General features: G+C 68.8%; 2 protein-coding genes. Both read right to left on the bottom strand.

Annotated features, from left to right (window positions below; translation table 11 throughout):
* Positions 1 to 1,003: IS481 family transposase (locus J1M40_RS10005; RefSeq protein ID WP_206450763.1), on the bottom strand; the 1,003-nt coding region annotated here is incomplete at its 3' end.
* A gap of 114 nt (positions 1,004 to 1,117) precedes the next feature.
* On the bottom strand, positions 1,118 to 2,128 hold the full coding sequence (locus J1M40_RS10000; protein ID WP_101966240.1) for an IS481 family transposase: 1,011 nt from the start codon (positions 2,126 to 2,128) through the stop codon (positions 1,118 to 1,120).
* Positions 2,129 to 2,241: the final 113 nt, after the last annotated feature.

Here is a 2,241-nt window from a genome sequence, read left to right as displayed (position 1 = left end):
TGTAGGAGGTCATGACGTTGTTGACTCGGGCCGGGGCCAACGAGGCCGGCGGGGCGTTCCCGCAGGAGGTATGAGGCCGATGGTAGTTGTAGTGGTTCACCCACACGGCCAGGGCCTCACGCCGAGCTTGCTCTGAGGTATACGGGCGGGCGTAGAGGACCTCATCGACCATCAGCCGGTTGTAGCGTTCGACCTTCCCGTTATGGCGCGGGGTGTAGGGGCGGATCCGGTGGTGCCGGCCCCCGAGCGAGACCACCTTGGCGGTGAACTCCGCGGCCCGGTAGTTGTTCCCGTTGTCCGTGATCACCCTGTCGATCCGGATGCCGTGGGCGGCGAAGAACGCCCGCGCCCGGCAGAAGAACCCGATCGTGGTCACCGCCTGCTCATCCTCCAACGCCTCGGTGTACGCCAGGCGGGTGAACCCGTCGATCGCCGAATGCAGGTAGGTGTAGCCGACCCGTCGGCCAGGCCCGCGCTTGGCTGCTCGCGCGTTCTCGGAGTCCCGGCCGTGAGCACGCCAGCCGCCCCCCTCGGGGATGCGCCCGATCTTCTTCACGTCCAGGTGCACCATGTGCCCCGGGCCGCGGGCGGTGATCTTCTGCGGTCGTTGGCGCAGGTCCTCACCCGTGGGCGCGAGGTCTGGCAACCGGGAGATGCCCAGCCGGTGCATCCACCTCCCCACGGTACGAAGACACACCCGGTGGCCTTCAGAGACGAGGTGGTGATGGATGCGGCGGGCCGACCACTTCTCCCTGCGACGCAGGGTCTGGATCTGAGCCACCACCTCGGGGTCGAGCTGGGCAGGTGAACGGCGCGGCCGGCTGGGCAGGTCCTGAAGGCCGGCTTCTCCCTGGGCGCGGTAGCGGGCCACCCAGGTGGCCACCGTGGGCCGGCTCACCCGGAACTCGGCGGCCACGTGCGCCTGTGGGATCCCGTCGTGCAGGTGGCGGTGGACCATCCTGAGACGGCCGGTGGGGGTCAGGGGTGCGTTAGCGTGAGTCATGAGCGGGTCTCTTCTGGCAGGTGGGTTGTTGAGGAACTTCCATCCTGCCGGGCGGGGCCCGCTCGTCTCATCTCAGCCCGGGCCTCGTGCCAAGAACCTCATGACCCACAACAGCTAGATGTAAGAGGTCATGACGTTGTTGACTCGGGCCGGGGCCAACGAGGCCGGAGGGGCGTCCCCGCAGGAGGTATGAGGCCGATGGTAGTTGTAGTGGTTCACCCACACTGCCAACGCCTCACGCCGGGCCGTCTCTGAGGAGTACGGGCGGGCGTAGAGGACCTCATCGACCATCAGACGGTTGTAGCGTTCGACCTTCCCGTTATGGCGGGGCGTGTAGGGCCGGATCCGGTGGTGCCGGCCCCCGAGCGAGACCACCTTGGCGGTGAAGTCCACGGCCCGGTAGTTGTTCCCGTTGTCCGTGACCACCCGGTCCACGGTGATGCCGTGGGCGGCGAAGAACGCCCGCGCCCGGCAGTAGAAGCTCACGGTCGTGGCCGCCCGCTCGTCCTCCAACGCTTCGGTGTAGGCCAGCCGGGTGAACCCGTCGATCGCCGAGTGCAGATAGGTGTAGCCGACCCGCCGGCCTGCACCACGCTTGGAAGCACGGCCTGCTTCACTGTCACGTCCGTGAGCACGCCAGCCGCCCCCGTCGGGGATGCGCCCGATTTTCTTCACGTCCAGGTGCACCATGTGCCCCGGTCCCCTCGCGGTGATCCTCCGGGCCGGCTGCCGGCGGAGGTCTTCTCCGGCTGGGGTCAGGTCCCGTAGGCGGGAGATCCCGAGTCGGTGCAGCCACCGTCCCACGGTACGAAGACACACCCGGTGGCCCTCGGAGGCGAGGTGGTGATGGATGCGCCGTGCGGACCACTTGCGCTCCCGCCGCAGGGCGTGGATCTGGGCGACCAGGACCGGATCGAGCTGGGCAGGTGAACGGCGCGGCCGGCTGGGCCGGTCGAGCAGCCCGGCCTCGCCCTCGGCGCGGTAGCGGGCCACCCAGGTGGCCACCGTGGGGCGGCTGACGCGGAACTCGGCGGCCACGTGCGCCTGCGGGATCCCGTCGTGCAGGTGGCGGTGGACCATGCGCAGCCGGCCGGTCGGGGTCAGGGGTGCGTTAGCGTGAGTCATGAGTGGGTCTCTTCTGGCAGGTGGGTGGTGTAGGAACTTCCATCCTGCCGGGCGGGGCCCGCTCGTCTCATCTCAGCCCGTACCCCGTGGCAAGAACCTCATGACCCACAACA

It is taken from the genome of Micrococcus sp. KRD026 (assembly GCF_017168445.1).
Classification (GTDB): domain Bacteria; phylum Actinomycetota; class Actinomycetes; order Actinomycetales; family Micrococcaceae; genus Micrococcus; species Micrococcus luteus.
Note: the sequence above shows the minus strand (reverse complement) of the source record. Positions and strands in the feature narration are given on the sequence as shown.

Coding starts and splice junctions, on each gene's coding strand:
- J1M40_RS10000 (WP_101966240.1), bottom strand. CDS start 2,128: ATGACTCACGCTAACGCACCCCTGACCCCGACCGGCCGGCTGCGCATG.